The following is a 17291-nucleotide window of genomic DNA, read 5'->3' on the forward strand; positions in this document are numbered from 1 at the left end:
GTCAGCGCCGTCGTTCGACGCAGCACGGAGGCACCCCATCGCCGGGCCGGCTAAGCCGCCGTTGACGTCGGCAAGCATCACACGCTTTGCAAAAGGGATAGGAAAGAATGGCGCCCAGCCGTCGAGGTAGAACCCACTCCTCACGTCCGCAGGGGCTCTACAACCCTGCGTTCGAACACGACGCCTGCGGTGTCGCGATGGTGGCGGACATGCATGGCCGCCGCAGCCGCGACATCGTCGACAAGGCGATCACCGCGCTGCTGAACCTCGAGCACCGCGGCGCCCAGGGCGCCGAACCCCACACCGGCGACGGCGCCGGCATCCTGATCCAGGTTCCCGACGAATTCCTGCGCGCGGTGGTGGCCGAGCAGGGCGGCTTCGAACTGCCCGAGTACGGCAGCTACGCCACCGGTATCGCATTCCTGCCGCAGTCGTCCAAAGACGCCGCCACGGCGTGTGAGGCGGTCGAGAAGATCGCCGAGGCCGAGGGCCTGCACGTCCTCGGCTGGCGCGAGGTGCCCACCGACGACTCCTCACTGGGCGCCCTGGCACGCGACGCGATGCCGGCGTTGCGCCAGCTGTTCCTGGCCGGCGCCTCCGGCATGGAACTGGAGCGGCGCGCGTATGTCGTGCGCAAGCGCGCCGAGCACGAACTGGGCACCCGGGGTCCGGGCCAGGACGGCCCGGGCCGCGAAACCGTGTACTTCCCGAGCCTTTCGGGTCAGACATTCGTCTACAAGGGCATGCTGACCACGCCGCAGCTCAAGGCGTTCTACCTCGACCTGCAGGACGCCCGGCTGACCAGTGCGCTCGGCATCGTGCACTCCCGGTTCTCCACCAACACCTTCCCGTCCTGGCCGCTGGCCCACCCGTTCCGGCGGATCGCCCACAACGGTGAGATCAACACCGTCACCGGCAACGAGAACTGGATGCGCGCCCGTGAGGCGCTGATCCGCACCGAGGCGTTCGGCGGCCAGGACCTGGAGAAGGTCACGCCGATCTGCACCCCCGGGGCCTCGGACACCGCCCGCTTCGACGAGGTGCTCGAACTGCTGCACCTCGGCGGCCGCAGTCTGCCGCACGCCGTGCTGATGATGATCCCGGAGGCCTGGGAACAGCACGAGAGCATGGACGAGGCGCGCAGGGCGTTCTACGAGTTCCACGACTCGCTGATGGAGCCGTGGGACGGCCCGGCGTCGGTGTGCTTCACCGACGGAACCGTGATCGGCGCGGTGCTGGACCGCAACGGCCTTCGCCCATCGCGAATCTGGGTCACCCGGGACGGTCTGGTGGTGATGGCCTCGGAGGCCGGCGTGCTCGACCTGGATCCGTCCACCGTGGTCAAGCGGATGCGGTTGCAGCCCGGCCGGATGTTCCTGGTCGACACCGCGCAGGGCCGCATCGTCTCCGACGAGGAGATCAAGGCCGAGTTGGCCGCGGAGCACCCGTACGCGGAGTGGCTCGAGCAGGGCCTGTTCCGCCTCGACGAGCTGCCGCAGGGCGATTATGTGCGGATGCCGCACCACCGGGTGGTGTTGCGCCAGCAGGCCTTCGGCTACACCTACGAGGAACTCAACGTGCTGGTGGCGCCGATGGCCCGCACGGGCGCCGAGCCGATCGGCTCGATGGGCACCGACACCCCCGTCGCGGTGCTCTCACAGCGTCCCCGGATGCTCTACGACTACTTCCAGCAGCTGTTCGCCCAGGTCACCAACCCGCCGCTGGACGCGATCCGCGAAGAGGTCGTCACCAGCCTGCAGGGCGCGATGGGACCGGAGGGCGATCTGCTCAACCCGGGGCCGGAGTCGTGTCGGCAGATCGTGTTGTCCCAGCCGATCCTGCGCAACCACGAACTGGCCAAGCTGGTCAACCTCGACCCCGAGCATGAGATCCGCGGCCGCAAGCACGGGATGCGTGCCGCGGTGGTGCGCTGCCTGTATCCGGTGAACCGCGGCGGGCAGGGCCTGCAGGAGGCGCTGGACAACGTGCGCGCCAAGGTGTCGGCGGCCATCAGGGACGGCGCCCGCATCATCGTGCTCTCCGACCGCGAGTCCAACGAGCAGCTGGCGCCGATCCCGTCGCTGCTGGCGGTGTCGGCCGTGCACCACCACCTGGTCCGCGAGCGCACCCGCACCCAGGTCGGCCTGGTCGTCGAGACCGGCGACGCGCGCGAGGTACACCACATGGCGTGTCTGGTCGGGTTCGGCGCCGCGGCGATCAACCCCTATATGGCGTTCGAGTCGATCGAGGACATGCTCGACCGAGGGGCGATCACCGGCCTGGACCGGGAGAAGGCGCTGCAGAACTACGTCAAGGCCGCGGGCAAGGGCGTGCTGAAGGTGATGTCCAAGATGGGCATCTCCACGCTGGCGTCCTACACCGGCGCGCAGTTGTTCCAGGCGGTCGGCATCAGCCAGCAGGTCCTCGACGAGTACTTCACCGGGCTGACGTGTCCGGTCGGCGGCATCGACCTCGACGACATCGCCGCCGACGTGGCCGCTCGTCACCGGCTGGCCTACCTCGACCGGCCCGCGCAGTGGGCGCACCGCGAACTCGAGGTCGGCGGGGAGTACCAGTGGCGCCGCGAGGGTGAGTACCACCTGTTCAACCCGGACACGGTGTTCAAACTGCAGCACTCGACGCGCACCGGTCAGTACTCGATCTTCAAGGAGTACACCAAACTGGTCGACGACCAGACCGAGCGGATGGCGTCGCTACGCGGCCTGCTGAAGTTCAAAGACGGTGTGCGCACACCGGTTCCGCTGGAAGAGGTGGAGCCGGCAAGCGAGATCGTCAAGCGGTTCTCCACCGGGGCGATGAGCTACGGGTCGATCTCGGCCGAGGCTCACGAGACGCTGGCGATCGCGATGAACCGCCTTGGCGGACGGTCGAACTCGGGTGAGGGCGGCGAGCACGTCGGGCGTTTCGACCCCGACGAGAACGGCGAGTGGCGGCGCAGCGCCATCAAGCAGGTGGCCTCCGGGCGCTTCGGTGTGACCAGCCACTATCTGAGCAACTGCACCGACATCCAGATCAAGATGGCCCAGGGCGCCAAACCCGGTGAAGGCGGCCAGCTTCCGGGCAATAAGGTCTATCCGTGGGTGGCCGAGGTGCGGCACTCGACGCCGGGCGTGGGGCTGATCTCCCCGCCTCCGCACCACGACATCTACTCCATCGAGGACCTCGCGCAGCTGATCCACGACCTGAAGAACGCCAACCCGCAGGCGCGGGTGCACGTCAAGCTGGTCTCCGAGAACGGCGTCGGGACGGTGGCCGCGGGCGTTTCCAAGGCACACGCCGACGTGGTACTGATCTCCGGTCACGACGGCGGCACCGGCGCCACTCCGTTGACGTCGATGAAACACGCGGGCGCGCCATGGGAACTGGGCCTGGCCGAAACGCAGCAGACGTTGCTGCTCAACGGTCTTCGCGACCGCATCGTGGTCCAGGTCGACGGTCAGCTCAAGACCGGTCGCGACGTGGTGGTCGCCGCGCTGCTGGGCGCCGAGGAGTTCGGGTTCGCCACCGCACCGCTGGTGGTCTCCGGCTGCATCATGATGCGGGTGTGTCACCTCGACACCTGTCCGGTCGGCGTGGCCACTCAGAACCCGGTGCTGCGGCAGCGGTTCAACGGCAAGCCCGAATTCGTCGAGAACTTCTTCATGTTCATCGCCGAAGAAGTGCGGGAACTGATGGCGCAGCTGGGCTTCCGGACCGTCAACGAGATGGTCGGCCAGGTCGGCTCGCTGGACACCACCGAGGCCGCCGAGCACTGGAAGGCCCACAAGCTGGACCTGACCCCGGTGCTGCACGAGCCCGAGTCGGCGTTCATGAACCAGGACCTGTACTGCAGTTCGCGTCAGGACCACGGGCTGGACAAGGCGCTCGACCAGCAGCTGATCGTGATGTGCCGCGAGGCGCTGGACTCCGGCACGCCCGTGCGTTTCTCGACGACGATCGCCAACGTCAACCGCACCGTGGGCACCATGCTCGGCCACGAGGTGACCAAAGCCTATGGCGGCCAGGGCCTTGCCGACGGCACCATCGACATCACCTTCGACGGCTCGGCGGGCAACAGCTTCGGCGCGTTCGTCCCGAAGGGCATCACGTTGCGGGTGTACGGCGACGCCAACGACTATGTCGGCAAGGGTCTGTCCGGCGGGCGGATCGTGATCAGGCCTTCGGACAACGCGCCCGCCGACTATGTGGCCGAGGACAACATCATCGCGGGCAACGTGATCCTGTTCGGGGCGGTCAGCGGTGAGGCGTACATCCGGGGCCAGGTCGGTGAACGGTTCGCGGTGCGCAACTCCGGCGCGCACGCGGTCGTCGAGGGCGTCGGCGACCACGGTTGCGAGTACATGACCGGTGGGCGGGTGGTCGTGCTCGGACCGACCGGACGCAACTTCGCCGCGGGCATGTCCGGCGGCATCGCCTACGTCTACGACCCGGACGGGAAGTTGCCGGGCCACCTCAACGCCGAGATGGTCGACCTCGAGAGCCTCGACGACGAGGACATCGAACTGCTGCACGGAATGATCCAGGCCCACGTCGACGCAACTGATTCGGCTGTCGGACAACGGATCCTGACTGACTGGACCACCAACTTGACGCACTTCACCAAGGTGATGCCCCGTGATTTCAAGCGGGTGCTCAAGGCCATCGCCGACGCTGAGGCCGCAGGCGCGACCGGCACCGCGATCGACGAAGCGATCATGGCGGCCGCCGGTGGCTGATCCACGCGGCTTCCTCAAGCACACCCGTCGCGAGTTGCCGCCGCGACGGCCGGTCCCGCTGCGCCTGCTCGACTGGAAAGAGGTCTACGAGGACTTCTCCCACGACACTCTGCGGGAGCAGGCGACGCGCTGCATGGACTGCGGTATCCCGTTCTGCCACAACGGATGCCCGCTGGGAAATCTGATCCCCGAGTGGAACGACCTGGTGCGCACCGACCGCTGGCACGACGCGATCGAGCGGCTGCACGCCACCAACAACTTCCCGGAGTTCACCGGGCGGCTGTGCCCAGCGCCGTGTGAAGGCTCCTGCGTGCTGGGTATCAACCAGGACCCGGTGACCATCAAGCAGGTCGAGGTGGAGATCATCGACAAGGCCTTCGATGCGGGCTGGGTGGTACCGCTACCGCCGACGGTGCAAACCGGCAAGACCGTGGCCGTCGTGGGCTCCGGGCCCGCCGGGCTGGCCGCCGCCCAGCAGCTGACCCGCGCGGGCCACACCGTGACGGTGTTCGAGCGCGACGACCGCATCGGCGGGCTGCTGCGTTACGGCATCCCGGAATTCAAGATGGAGAAGCGCCACATCGACCGGCGGCTGGTGCAGATGGAGGCCGAAGGCACCCAGTTCCGCGCCGGGGTCAACGTCGGGGTGGATCTCACGGCACATCAGCTGCGCAAGGAGTTCGACGCGGTGGTGCTGGCCGGTGGTGCCACGGCCTGGCGCGACCTGCCGATCCCGGGGCGCGACCTGGACGGCATCCACCAGGCGATGGAGTTCCTGCCGTGGGCCAACCGCGTGCAGCAGGGCGATCCGGTGGTCGACGACGAGGGCCTTCCGCCGCTGCACGCCAAGGGCAAGAAGGTCATCATCATCGGCGGCGGTGACACCGGCGCGGACTGCCTGGGCACCGTGCACCGGCAGGGCGCGACCAGCGTGCACCAGTTCGAGATCATGCCGCGCCCGCCGGAGACCAGGGCCGAATCCACCCCGTGGCCCGTCTACCCGCTGATGTACCGGGTGTCCTCGGCGCACGAGGAGGGCGGCGAGCGGGTGTACTCGGTCAACACCGAGGAGTTCGTCGGCAGCGACGGGCACGTGACCGGCCTGCGCGGGCACGAGGTGCGGATGGAGGGCGGCAAGTTCGTCAAGGTCGAGGGCACCGACTTCGAGATGGCCGCCGACCTGGTGCTGCTGGCCATGGGTTTCGTCGGTCCGCAGCGTGAGGGTCTGCTGACCGATCTCGGGGTGGAGCTGACCGACCGGGGCAACGTGGCACGCGACGCCGATTTCGCGACCTCGGTACCCGGCGTGTACGTGGCCGGCGACATGGGTCGCGGACAGTCGCTGATCGTCTGGGCGATCGCCGAGGGCCGCGCCGCGGCCGCCGGGGCGGACCGTTACCTGATGGGCGAGACCGCGCTTCCGGCACCGATCAAACCCACCGCCGTGCCCCAGCGTTAGCGCCGAACGGCCAAAACCCCGCGACACGCCGCGCAATGAGACGCTTTTGCTGCGGCTCGCGGGACAGTAGTGGCGATGTCTGGCCGCTACCGTTTGCCGGGCGCCGGGTCCGAGCTGAACCGGCGCCACTTCCTGGCCGCGCTGTCGGTGGCGAGCCTGGGCGCGATCGGGTTGAGCCGGTGCAGTCTGGGCGGCCAGCCGCAGGTGGCCGGCGTGGCCGCCGAGGCGGCCGCACCGCCGGTGGCGCCGTCCGCCCCCGCCGTGCTACCCCCGCCCCCGCGATCGGCGCGGCTCCCGTCACCGGGCGGCGTGCTCACCATGCTGCCGGGTGAGGGGGACCTGCTGGCGCTGACGCTCGACGACGGGGTCAGCAGCGAGGTGGTCCGGGCCTACACCCAGTTCGCCAGGGACACCGGCGTGCGCCTGACGTACTTCGTCAACGGCGTCTACAGGTCGTGGACCGAGCACGCGGACCTGCTGCGACCGTTGGTCGACGACGGGCAGATCCAGCTCGCGAACCACACCTGGCTGCACCCGAATCTGACCAAACTCCCATTGGTCGGCGTGGCAGAGGAGTTGCGGCACAACCACGACTTCTTGTGGAAGACCTACGGTGTCGATGTGCGGCCGTACTTCCGGCCGCCCTATGGGGCGCATAACGCACACGTCGACAAGGTGGCCGCCGACCTCGGCTACACGGTCAACACGTTGTGGTCCGGCGATCTGAAGGACCACGTCGAGATACCCGAGGCCGAGATCGTGAAGATGGCGCACACGTGGTTCAACCCGCAGACGATCGTCATCGGCCACCTCAACCACCTGCCGGTCACCCACGTCTACGGGCAACTGGTTGACGTCATCCGAGCCCGCAAGCTACGCACGGTCACCCTCGACGATGTCTTCCTGCGCCCGTGACCGCCTCGGCCCGGTATTCACTTCAGTCACTTTAGAAACAGGAGCAACATTTGTCGGCGCGCCTCAACCAGTTTGCCGCGACGTCAGTATCTAATGACTTCATGAGGGCGTTGCGGTAGGGTGAGGCCCACGATCAGCTATCGGTATCGACGCAGGAGTAAGCACTGTGTACCTCAACCCGCTATCTCGGTCACGGGTGAGTCGAATCGCCTGGTCACTGTTCCGGCATCCACTGAAGAGCCGTGAGTTCCCCGCGAAGGCCGAACGTCTGGTCACCGCCGACGAGCTCCGTCTGTACGGCGTCTAGCGAACATCGCGGCGACAGTTACGCCGCAATCCCGGCGGTTTAAAACCTCGTTTGCCGAATCGTTATATTTTCGTTACCGTCACCGAAATTTGCTGACGGCCGGTCCAGGCTCATTCCAGATGCCGGCTCCGGTCGTCTATTCGGCTTCGCCGTATTCGTCGAACCAGTGCGCGAGCTTGCCCCGCCGACTCACCGCGCGCAGCCTGCGCTCGGTGGCCGCGCGGGTCTTCGAGGTGGTGACGATGAGCAACTCGTCGCCGATCGCGATGCGGGTGTCGGGTTGCGGCACGAAGGTGTGGCCGTCGCGGATGATCAGCGTGATCACGCTCGGGTCCGGTAGCCGAAGCTCGAGCACAGTGACGTTGTGCAACTGCGAGGGCGCGTGCACGGTCATGGTCAGCAACTCGGCCTCCAGCACGTCCAGCGGGGCCGCCTCGACCTGGATCTCGCGGGTCGCCTCCTTCGGTATCAGCCCCAGTCGGTGGGCCAGCGCGCGCAGGCTCGGCCCCTGCACCAGCGTGTAGACCACGACCAGGATGAACACGATGTTGAGCACCCGAAGGCTGTCGGGCACGCCGCCGACGATCGGGAAGGTGGCCAGCACGATCGGCACGGCGCCGCGCAAACCGGCCCAGGACACGAAAACTTGTTCACGCCAAGGGATCCGGAACCCGGCGAGGGACACCATCACCGACAGCGGCCGTGCGATCAACAGCAGAACGAGCCCGATGGTGATCGCGGGCACCACCTCGGCGGCCAACTCACCGGGGTCCACGAGCAGGCCGAGCAACACGAACAGGCCGATCTGCGCGAGCCAGGCCAGGCCCTCGGCGAAGGACCGGGTCGCCGAGCGGTGCGGCAGCCCGGAGTTGGCCAGCACCAGCCCGGACACGTACGCGGCGAGGAACCCGCTGGCATGGGCGGCGCCCGCCGCGGAGAACGCCACCATGCCCAGCCCGAACGCGGCGAGCGGATACAACCCCGAGGCCGGAAGTGCGACGCGGCGCATGCCGATCGCCCCGATGAACCCGACGCCCACCCCGATCGCCGCGCCCGCCGCCAGCTCGTAGACCACCTCGACGAGCGTGTGCACCGGCGAGAGTTCCAGCGGGGTCACACTGAACAGCAGCACCAGGATCACGGCAGGGGCGTCGTTGAAACCGGATTCGGCCTCGAGCAGACCCGCGACGCGGCGCGGCAGCGGCACCACGCGCAGCACCGAGAACACTGCTGCGGCGTCGGTGGAGGACACCACCGCGCCGAGCAGCAGCGCCAGTTGCCAGTCCATCCCGAGCAGCAGATGTGCACCCGCGGCGGTGACGGCCATGCTCACCCCGACGCCGACGGTGGCCAGCACCCCGGCGGGCGCCAACACGTTGCGCACGTTGGAGAACTGTGTGGTCAGCCCGCCCTCGATGAGGATGATGGCCAGCGCCACCGTGCCGAGGTGATCGGCGAGCAGGTAGTTGTCGAACTGCAGACCCAGCCCGTCCTCGCCGACGATGACACCGACGGCCAGAAACAGCAGCAGACTGGGCAGGCCGATGCGGCTGGCGGCCCGGGTCGCGACGATGCTGGCCAACAGCACCAGCCCGCCCGCGAGCAGCATCAGATAAAGCTGCTGCAGGGTCATCGCGTTCCCGTCCGGACCGTGTGGTTGGTGCGAAGTGCAGTAAACACCTACCACCCGTGGCCGATCGGGTCACTATGAATTCATGCTCCGCGCCAAGAAGCGGCCCGCCGACGAACCGAACCGCGCCGACGAGCACCGCCGCGCGATGCGCATCGGTATCGCCGGCGCGGGCGCGGTCGGCCGCTCGGTCGCTGCGGAACTGCTCGACTACGGCCACAAGATCCTGCTGATCGAGCACAGCGTGCGCCACTACGAACCGCACACGGTGCCCGGCGCGGACTGGCTGCTCGCCGACGCCTGCGAGTTGGCGTCGCTGGAGGAGGCGGGCATGCAGACATGCGATGTGGTGATCGCCGCGACCGGTGACGACAAGGTGAACCTGACCTCGTCACTGCTGGCCAAGTCCGAGTTCGGGGTGGACCGGGTGGTCGCGCGCGTCAACGACATGCGCAACGCGTGGTTGTTCACCGAGGCGTGGGGCGTCGACGTCGCGGTGTCGGCACCCGCGGCGCTGGTCGCCGCGATCGAGGGCGCCATCGACATCGGTCACGTGGTGCGGTTGATGGAACTGCGGCAGGGCCAGGTCAGCCTGGCCAAACTCACACTGCCAGAAGGGGACCCGTTGGTAGGCAGGCGCATGCGCGATCTGCCGTTGCCACAGAACACCGCGCTGGCGATCGTCATCCGCGAGAGCGGGATCGTGCTGCCGCAACCCGACGATGTGCTCGAGGCCGGCGACGAGATGCTGTTCTTCGCCGGCGGCAGCGCCGACAACCAGGTGCGGGGGCTGGTCCGCGGCGCGATCAATCGCACCGATTAGAAAATCGGTTTAACGTTTGATAACTTCTTCATTTGAAGAATCGAACGAATCAGTATTCCTTCAGGAGAGCCGTGGAGTCGCAGCCGCTGTACAAGCTCAAGGGGGACTTCTTCAAGACCCTCGGGCACCCGGCCCGCGTCCGGATCCTGGAACTGCTGGCCGACCGCGATCGCGCCGTGGGGGAGCTGCTGCCCGAGGTCGGCCTCGAATCGTCGAACCTGTCCCAACAGCTCGGTGTGCTGCGGCGCGCGGGGGTCGTCAGCGCCCGCAAGGACGGCAACACTGTCATCTATTCGATCGCTTCCCCAGATATCGCCGAACTGCTCGCGGTGGCACGTAAGGTGCTCGCCACGGTGCTGAACGACCGCGTCGCCATGCTCGCCGACCTTCGCGGGGAAGGGGAGAAATGAGCTGGATTCGCAAGATATTCCGGGTCGGGCGGATCGTCGAGCCGCCGGGCCCTGCGCCCGAGCCGGCGGTCGAACCGGTGGCGGGGGTGCGCGGCTCGGTCCAGATCCGCCACGTCGACGCCGGCTCGTGCAACGGCTGCGAGGTCGAGATCGGCGGCGCGTTCGGCCCTGTCTACGACGCCGAACAATACGGGGCGCGCCTGGTCGCCTCGCCCCGGCACGCCGACGCCCTGCTGGTCACCGGCGTGGTCACCCAGAACATGGCCGAACCCCTGCGCAACACCGTCGCGGCCACCCCCAAACCGCGGGCGGTGATCGCATGCGGCGACTGCGCGCTGAACCGCGGTGTTTTCGCGGAGGCCTACGGGGTGGTCGGCGCGGTGGGTGAGGTGGTGCCCGTCGACGTCGAGGTGCCGGGCTGTCCGCCCACCCCCGAGCAGATCGTGGCCGCGTTGCGTTCGGTGACCGGCAAGTGACCGCGACCCTGGCCGCTGCGCCACAGCGCGAGCGAAAACCGTTGACGCACCGTGGCTTCGGTGTCGCAGCCGGGCTGTCGACCTCGGGTGTGGGCATCGTCGGGGTGTGGCTGGGCCTGGTCGGCCTGTTCGGCAACCCGCGCCCTGTGCACATCGGGTGGTTGCTGCCGCTGTCCGGGGTGCAGCTCGAACTCGATCCGCTCGGCGGGTTGTTCATCGCGTTCATCGGGGCGGTTGCCGTGCCGGTGGGTGTCTACGCGATCGGATACGCCGATCACCTGAGCCGGACCACCATGGTGGTGCTGCCGCTGTTCGTGGCCTCGATGCTGGTGGTGCCCGCGGCGGCGTCGGTGACGACGTTCCTGCTCGCATGGGAACTGATGGCGATCGCGTCGTTGGTCCTGGTGCTCGCCGACCACAGCCGGCCGGACGTGCGCTCGGCCGCGCTGGTCTACGCGGCGATGACCCAACTCGGCTTCGTCGCGATCCTGGTGGGCCTGATGGTGTTGTCGGCCGCCGGCGGCGCCGACCGCTTCGCCGACATGGCCGCCGTGCCAGCGGGCGTGCGCACCGTGGTGTTCGTGCTGACGTTGGTGGGCTTCGGCTCCAAGGCCGGTCTGGTGCCGCTGCACGCGTGGTTGCCGCGGGCCCACCCGGAGGCGCCCAGCCCGGTGTCGGCACTGATGAGTGCGGCGATGGTGAGCCTCGGTGTCTACGGCATCCTGCGCATCGACCTGCAGTTGCTCGGTCCGGGTCCGCGCTGGTGGGCGCTGACGCTGATGGTCGTCGGCGCGGGTTCGGCGCTGTACGGGGTGCTGCAGGCCTCGGTGGCCACCGACCTCAAACGGCTGTTCGCCTACTCGACGACCGAGAACATGGGGCTGATCACGCTGGCCCTCGGCGCGGCGACGATGTTCGCCGATGTCGGGGCCGCCGCGCCCGCCACCATCGCGATGGCCGCGGCGCTGCTGCATCTGGTGGGGCACGCGGCGTTCAAGTGCCTGGGGTTCATGGCGGCCGGGTCGGTGCTGGCCGCCACCGGACTGCGTGACCTCGACCGGTTGGGCGGCCTGGCGCGGCGGATGCCCGCAACCACGGCGCTGTTCGGGGTCGCGGCGCTGGGCGCGGCAGGCGTGCCGCTGGGTGCGGGTTTCGTCAGCGAGTGGCTGCTGATCCAGTCGCTGATCCGCTCCTCCGGACACGACGCGGTGGTGTCGCTGGTGGGGCCGCTGGCGATCGGCGCGGTCGCGCTGACGGCCGGCCTCGGGGTGGCCGCGATGGTCAAGGCATTCGGCATCGGCTTTTTGGCCCGGCCGCGGTCCGCGCCGGCCGCCGAGGCCACGGAGTCACCGCGGTCGATGGTCGCGGGCATGACGATCGCCGCCGTCGCCTGCGCGCTGCTCGGGGTGCTGCCGGGCCTGATCGCTCCCGCGCTGCGCCGGGTGCTCGACACGCTGCCCGCCGCCCAGACCGTCGGATTCACCGAGTTCGGCACCGTGATCCGGCTACCCGGGCTGTCCGGGTCGATCGCGCCCGCGGTCATCGCGGCGACCCTGGTGATCGCCATCCTCGCCGTGGTGCTGGCCAGCCAGTGGCGTCGCCACCGCCGCCCCGCCCCCGAGACGCTTCCACTGTGGGCTTGTGGCGCAGGTGACCTGACGGCCCGGATGCAGTACACCGCAACGTCGTTCGCCGAACCCCTGCAGCGGGTGTTCGACGATGTTCTTCGGCCCGACACCGACGTCGAGGTCACCCCCGCTGCTGAATCGCGGTACATGGCCGACCGGGTCACCTACCGGAACAGGATCGGCGATGCGATCGAGGAACGGCTCTACACGCCGGTGGTGCGCGCGCTCGCGGCCGCCGCCGAGGTGATGCGCCGCGCCCACACCGGCAGCGTGCATCTCTACCTGGCCTACGGCGCGCTGGGTGTGTTGATCATCCTGGTGGTGGCCAAATGACCCTGATGTCCTACCTCACCGGGGTGGCCCAGATCGCCACGGTCACCCTCGGGGCGCCGTTGGTGGTCGGGTTGATGCGGCAGGTGCGGGCGAGGTGGGAGGGCCGCCAAGGCGCCGGCGTCCTGCAGCCCTGGCGCGATCTACGCAAACAGCTTGGCAAACAACAGATCACACCGGAGGGCACCACGATCCTGTTCGCCGCGGCGCCCGCGGTGCTCGCCGGTTCCACGCTGCTGATCGCCGCGATCGCGCCGGTGGTCGCGACCGGGTCGCCGCTGGACTCCAGTGCCGACCTGGTGGCCGTGGTCGGGCTGTTGTTCCTGGGCACCGTCGCGCTCACGCTCGCCGGCATCGACACCGGCACCTCGTTCGGCGGAATGGGCGCCAGCCGCGAGATCACCATCGCCGCCCTGGTCGAGCCGACGATCCTGATGGCGGTCTTCGCGTTGTCGATCCCGGCCGGCTCGGCCAATCTCGGTGCGCTGGTGGCCAATACGCTGGAGAATCCCGCGCAGGTGGTGTCTGTGGCCGGGGTGCTGGCGTTCGCCGCGCTGGTGATCGTGATCATCGCCGAAACCGGTCGGGTCCCGGTGGACAGCCCCACCACCCATCTCGAACTGACGATGATCCACGAGGCGATGGTGCTCGAATACGCCGGTCCGAAGCTGGCCCTGGTGGAGTGGGCGTCGGCGATGCGGATGACGGTGCTGCTGGCGCTGCTGGCGAATCTGTTCCTGCCGTGGGGCATCGCGGGCGGCGACCCCACCCCGACGGCCGTCCTCGTCGGCGTGGTCGCCGTGGCCGTGAAGGTCGCGGTGCTGGCGGTGTTGCTGGCCAGCGTGGAGGTGTTCATCGCCAAGCTGCGACTGTTCCGGGTGCCCGAACTGTTGGCGGGCTCGTTCCTGCTCGCGCTGCTCGCCGTGACGGCGGCCAACTTCTTCACGGTGTCGGGGCCGGCATGATCGACATCGGCTTCAACACCCTGATCGGGTTCGCCGCGGGCGGCCTGACGCTGGCCGCGGTACTCATCGTGTGGCGGCGTGACCTGCGTGCCATCGTTCGCCTGCTGGCCTGGCAGGGCGCGGCGCTGGCCGCGATCCCGATCGTCGGGGGTCTGCACGACGGCGACGGCGAGTTGGTGGCCGTCGGCGTCGCGGTCCTGGTGCTGCGCGCCGGGCTGTTGCCGTGGGTGCTGGCCAGGGCGCTGGCCGCCGAACCGCAGGCCCAGCGCGAGGCCACCCCGCTGGTTAACACCGCGACCTCGCTGCTGATCACCGGGGTGCTGACCATCGTCGCGTTCGCCATCACCCGGCCCCTGGTGGACCTGCAGCCCGACCCGGTCGTCAACGCGGTCCCCGCCGCGTTCGCGGTGATCCTGATCGCGATGTTCGTGATGGCCACCCGGCGCCACGCCGTATCGCAGGCGGCCGGATTCCTGATGCTGGACAACGGGATCACCGCGGCGGCCTTCCTGTTGACCGCGGGCGTGCCGCTGATCGTCGAACTGGGCGCCTCACTGGACGTGCTGTTCGTGGTGCTGATCATCGGGGTGCTGACCGGACGGCTGCGCCGGGCGTTCGGCGGTGCCGACCTGGATCGGCTGCAGGAGTTGCGCGACTGATGACCACACTGCTCCTCGTCCCCGTCCTGGTGCCCGCACTGGCTGCGCTGGTGACTCTCGTCGGCGGCTGGCGGCGTTGGACGGCGACGCTGTCGGTGCTCTCCGCGGTGGCCGTGCTGGCGTGCGGAATCGTCGTGGCGACACGGGTCGGATCCGGACCGCAGGTGGAACTGAGCGGTCTGCTGCGCGCCGACGCGCTCTCGGCGACGATGCTGATCGTCATCGGGGTGGTGGCTACGCTGACGACGTGGGCAGGCGTCGGTTACATCGGCGCCGAACTCGAGCACGGCCACACCGACGCCCGCGGCGCGCGGCTCTACGGCGTGCTGACTCCGGCGTTCGTCGCCGCGATGGCACTGGCGGTGAGCGCCAACAACATCGGCGTCATCTGGGTGGCGGTCGAGGCCACCACGATCGTCACCGCGTTCCTGGTCGGGCACCGTCGCACCCGCGGCGCCCTCGAAGCGACCTGGAAGTACGTGGTGATCTGTTCGGTGGGCATCGCGGTGGCGCTGCTGGGCACCTTCCTGATGTACTTCGCCGCCCAGCACGCCGGGGCGCCCGATGCGCACGCGCTGAACCTCGATGTGCTGATCGCCTACGCCGCCAACCTCGACCCCGGCGTGGCGCGACTGGCCGGCGGCCTGCTGCTGATCGGCTACGGCGCCAAGGTCGGCCTGTTCCCGTTCCACACCTGGCTGGCCGACGCCCACAGCCAGGCCCCTGCGCCGGTGTCGGCGTTGATGAGCGGGGTGCTGCTGGCCGTGGCGTTCTCGGTGCTGCTACGCATCAAACCGATCATCGACGCGGCCGCGGGGCCGGCGTTCCTGCGCACCGGGCTGATCGTGCTGGGCCTGGCGACGCTGCTCATCGCGGCCCTGATGCTGACGGTCACCGGCGACGTCAAGCGGATGCTCGCCTACTCCTCGATGGAGAACATGGGTCTGTTGGCGATCGCCGCCGCGGTCGGCACACCGCTGGCGATCGCGGGTCTGCTGCTCCACGTGTTCGCGCACGGGGTCGGCAAGACCGTGCTGTTCCTCGCGGGCGGCCAGATGCAGGTCGCGCACGACTCCACCGAGATCGGCGACATCACCGGTGTGGTACGCCGCTCGGTGTTGGTCGGCGGGTCTTTCGCGGTCGGCATGGTGGTGCTGCTCGGGCTGCCGCCGTTCGCGATGTTCGCCAGCGAGATCGCCATCGCGCGTGCGCTGGCCGACGCCCAGATGGCGTGGCTGCTGGCGGCGGCCCTGCTGCTGGTGGCGGTCGCGTTCGTCGCGCTGGCGCGCAACTCGGGCCGCATGCTGCTGGGGGCGGCCCCCGCGGGCGCACCGGCGATCACCGCGCCCATCTCGGTGGCGGCGGCCCTGGTGATCGGCGTGGCCGGCTCGGTGGCGCTCGGCATCACCGCGGGACCGTTGACCGATCTGTTCACCACCGCCGGCGTCCACCTCGGGGTGCGGCCATGAACGAATTTGTCCGCCAACGCATTTCCCGTGACCAGCTCACGGACAAGGCCGAAGAGCTGTTCGGGGCGGGGTTTCGGCTGGCGTTGGTGGCCGCCCACGATGACGGAGGCCCGCTGCGGGTGGTGTACCTGTTCCTGGCGGGCCGTCCCGACCGGCGGGTGGAAGTCGAAATCGTGCTGCCGCCCGACGACCTCACGGTGCCGTCGCTGGCCTATCTGTCGTTTCCTGCCAGCAGGTTCGAGCGCGAGATGGCCGACCTGTACGGGATCCGCCCGGCCGGCCATCCCCGCCCGCGCAGGCTGGTCCGCCACGCCCACTGGCCCGAGGACTGGCACCCGATGCGCAAAGACGCAGGCCCCCCACCGGAATTCGAGCCTCGGCGCCGGTTCCCGTTCGTCACCGTCGAGGGCACCGGCGTCTACGAGATTCCGGTCGGCCCCGTGCACGCGGGGCTGATCGAGCCGGGCCACTTCCGGTTCTCCGTCGTCGGCGAGACCGTGCTGCGGCTCAAGGCACGGCTGTGGTTCGTGCACCGCGGCGTGGAGAAGCTGTTCGAGGGCCGGGCGGCGACCGGGGCCGTGGAGTTGGCCGAACGCATCAGCGGCGACACCTCGGCAGGACACGCGCTGGCGCACAGCCTCGCCGTCGAGGACGCCGTCGGCGTGCGGGTGCCCGACGAGGTGCACCGGCTGCGGGCCCTGGTCGTCGAGATCGAGCGGCTCTACAACCACGTCACCGACCTCGGGGCGCTGGCCAACGACGTCGCCTTCGGCATCGCCAACGTCCATGCGCAGCGGATCAGGGAACGGCTGCTGCGGCTGAACGCGACGCTGACCGGTCACCGGTTGCTGCGCGGGGCGATCCGCCCGGGCGGCGTCGTGCTGCGGGAGCTGCCCGACCCCGCCGTGCTGCGTGAGATCGCCGCCGACGTGGCCGAGGTGGCCGACCTGACGCTGGGCAACAACCTGGTCTACGACCGGTTCGTCGGCACCTCAGTGCTGACCGAGGACGACGCGAGGGCGCTGGGCTGTCTCGGCTACGTCGCCCGGGCCAGCGGAATGACCACCGACGCCCGCCTCGACCATCCGACCGCCGCGTTGCCGGTGACCGAGGCAGGTGCCGACGCAGGTGATGTGCTCGCCCGCTACACGGTGCGCCGCGACGAGTTCGCCGCGTCGGTCGAGCTGGCCTGCGCCCTGCTCGAAGCGCACACCGGTCCGATCGAGCACCAGGTCCAGATGGCGCACAGCGCAGGCACGGTCAGCGGTGTCGGCATCGCGGAGGGCTGGCGCGGCACCATCGTGCACCGCGTCGAGGTGGACGGCGACGGGCTCCTGACGCGGGCCAAGGTCGTCGACCCGTCGTGGTTCAACTGGCCCGCGCTGCCGGTCGCGATGGCCGACACGATCGTCCCGGACTTCCCGCTGACCAACAAGAGCTTCAACCTGTCCTACGCGGGCAACGATCTCTGACCCACGATCGCC

Annotated in this window: 12 protein-coding genes; 11 read left to right on the forward strand and 1 reads right to left on the reverse strand. The window is 69.1% G+C overall.

From position 1 onward, the window contains the following. The first annotated feature begins 107 nt into the window (after window positions 1-107). From gltB to ABQE89_RS09570, 3 genes are all read left to right on the forward strand, one after another. Window positions 108-4736, forward strand: coding sequence for a glutamate synthase large subunit (gene gltB / locus ABQE89_RS09560; RefSeq protein WP_448416079.1), 4629 nt, complete (start codon window positions 108-110; stop codon window positions 4734-4736). Further along, window positions 4729-6195 (forward strand): glutamate synthase subunit beta, encoded by a 1467-nt coding sequence (locus ABQE89_RS09565; protein WP_448416080.1) that lies wholly within the window; start codon window positions 4729-4731, stop codon window positions 6193-6195. The genes gltB and ABQE89_RS09565 overlap by 8 nt, the downstream gene beginning before the upstream one ends. A 114-nt stretch (window positions 6196-6309) precedes the next feature. Next, a complete protein-coding gene (locus ABQE89_RS09570) occupies window positions 6310-7110 on the forward strand; it encodes a polysaccharide deacetylase family protein (protein ID WP_448416167.1) in 801 nt (266 codons plus the stop codon). Window positions 7111-7553: 443 nt separating this feature from the next. Here the strand turns inward: ABQE89_RS09570 and ABQE89_RS09575 are convergent, their stop codons facing one another. Next, the gene (locus ABQE89_RS09575) at window positions 7554-9050 is read right to left on the reverse strand and encodes a potassium/proton antiporter (RefSeq protein WP_448416081.1); all 1497 of its coding nucleotides are present in this window, start codon (window positions 9048-9050) and stop codon (window positions 7554-7556) included. Between the two features lie 145 nt (window positions 9051-9195). Between ABQE89_RS09575 and ABQE89_RS09580 the strand changes: the two genes are divergently transcribed. From ABQE89_RS09580 to ABQE89_RS09615, 8 genes are all read left to right on the forward strand, one after another. Further along, window positions 9196-9870, forward strand: a complete 675-nt coding sequence (locus ABQE89_RS09580) for a potassium channel family protein (protein WP_448416168.1) — start codon at window positions 9196-9198, stop codon at window positions 9868-9870. 71 nt (window positions 9871-9941) lie between these two features. Continuing rightward, window positions 9942-10280 carry a lsr2/espR transcriptional regulator gene (locus tag ABQE89_RS09585; RefSeq protein WP_448416082.1) on the forward strand — a complete coding sequence of 113 codons (339 nt, stop codon included), beginning with the start codon at window positions 9942-9944 and terminating at the stop codon, window positions 10278-10280. Then, window positions 10277-10756 (forward strand): NADH-quinone oxidoreductase subunit B family protein, encoded by a 480-nt coding sequence (locus ABQE89_RS09590; protein WP_448416083.1) that lies wholly within the window; start codon window positions 10277-10279, stop codon window positions 10754-10756. The genes ABQE89_RS09585 and ABQE89_RS09590 overlap by 4 nt, the downstream gene beginning before the upstream one ends. Before the next feature lie 41 nt (window positions 10757-10797). Next, complete coding sequence (locus ABQE89_RS09595; protein ID WP_448416169.1) at window positions 10798-12717, forward strand: proton-conducting transporter transmembrane domain-containing protein; 1920 nt, start codon at window positions 10798-10800, stop codon at window positions 12715-12717. A gap of 5 nt (window positions 12718-12722) precedes the next feature. Further along, window positions 12723-13679: a respiratory chain complex I subunit 1 family protein gene (locus tag ABQE89_RS09600; protein WP_448416170.1), complete on the forward strand. Its 957-nt coding sequence runs from the start codon at window positions 12723-12725 to the stop codon at window positions 13677-13679. Next, entirely contained in the window at window positions 13676-14338 is a 663-nt protein-coding gene (locus ABQE89_RS09605) for a hypothetical protein (protein ID WP_448416084.1), read from the forward strand. Before ABQE89_RS09600 ends, ABQE89_RS09605 begins: the two co-directional genes overlap by 4 nt. After that, entirely contained in the window at window positions 14338-15807 is a 1470-nt protein-coding gene (locus ABQE89_RS09610; protein ID WP_448416085.1) for a proton-conducting transporter transmembrane domain-containing protein, read from the forward strand. The genes ABQE89_RS09605 and ABQE89_RS09610 overlap by 1 nt, the downstream gene beginning before the upstream one ends. Continuing rightward, window positions 15804-17279: a hydrogenase large subunit gene (locus ABQE89_RS09615; RefSeq protein WP_448416086.1), complete on the forward strand. Its 1476-nt coding sequence runs from the start codon at window positions 15804-15806 to the stop codon at window positions 17277-17279. The genes ABQE89_RS09610 and ABQE89_RS09615 overlap by 4 nt, the downstream gene beginning before the upstream one ends. Window positions 17280-17291: the final 12 nt, after the last annotated feature.

This window comes from Mycolicibacterium sp. XJ1819 (genome assembly GCF_053483675.1).

What these genes read in the sequence shown, in the direction of transcription:
- gltB (WP_448416079.1), top strand. Translation starts at nt 108, where the DNA reads ATGGCGCCCAGCCGTCGAGGTAGAACCCACTCCTCACGTCCGCAGGGG.
- ABQE89_RS09605 (WP_448416084.1), top strand. Translation starts at nt 13,676, where the DNA reads ATGATCGACATCGGCTTCAACACCCTGATCGGGTTCGCCGCGGGCGGC.
- ABQE89_RS09590 (WP_448416083.1), top strand. Translation starts at nt 10,277, where the DNA reads ATGAGCTGGATTCGCAAGATATTCCGGGTCGGGCGGATCGTCGAGCCG.
- ABQE89_RS09610 (WP_448416085.1), top strand. Translation starts at nt 14,338, where the DNA reads ATGACCACACTGCTCCTCGTCCCCGTCCTGGTGCCCGCACTGGCTGCG.
- ABQE89_RS09575 (WP_448416081.1), bottom strand. Translation starts at nt 9,050, where the DNA reads ATGACCCTGCAGCAGCTTTATCTGATGCTGCTCGCGGGCGGGCTGGTG.
- ABQE89_RS09600 (WP_448416170.1), top strand. Translation starts at nt 12,723, where the DNA reads ATGTCCTACCTCACCGGGGTGGCCCAGATCGCCACGGTCACCCTCGGG.
- ABQE89_RS09615 (WP_448416086.1), top strand. Translation starts at nt 15,804, where the DNA reads ATGAACGAATTTGTCCGCCAACGCATTTCCCGTGACCAGCTCACGGAC.
- ABQE89_RS09580 (WP_448416168.1), top strand. Translation starts at nt 9,196, where the DNA reads ATGCGCATCGGTATCGCCGGCGCGGGCGCGGTCGGCCGCTCGGTCGCT.